The organism is Pseudomonas sp. RIT-PI-S (genome assembly GCF_025642975.1).
In the GTDB taxonomy this organism is placed as follows: domain Bacteria; phylum Pseudomonadota; class Gammaproteobacteria; order Pseudomonadales; family Pseudomonadaceae; genus Aquipseudomonas.
The window spans coordinates 1-332 of record NZ_JANZKJ010000041.1 but is presented as its reverse complement, the minus strand read 5'-3'; the positions used below and the strand labels follow the sequence as shown (position 1 = coordinate 332).

At 63.3% G+C, this 332-nt stretch carries 1 protein-coding gene; it reads left to right on the top strand.

Annotation, left to right across the window (positions count from 1 at the left end; genetic code table 11):
* Positions 1–332: AMP-binding protein (locus tag OGL93_RS22155; protein WP_263265168.1), on the top strand; the 332-nt coding region annotated here is incomplete at both ends.

The window sequence follows — 332 nt, the reverse complement described above, 5'->3', positions numbered from 1 at the left end:
AGCTTCGATGTGTCGGTCTGGGAGTTCTTCTGGCCGTTGATGACCGGCGCTCGGCTGGTGGTTGCGGCGCCCGGCGCGCACCGGGACCCGGCGCAGCTGATCGAGGTGATCCAGGCACAGCAGATCACCACGCTGCACTTCGTGCCGTCGATGCTGCAGGTGTTTATGCAGAGCGAACACGTGGCTCAATGCACTTCGCTGAGCCGCATCGTCTGCTCCGGTGAGGCATTACAAGCGGATGCCCAGCAGCAGGTGTTCGCCAAGCTGCCGAAGGCCAGCCTCTACAACCTCTATGGCCCCACCGAAGCGGCCATCGACGTCACCCATTGGAC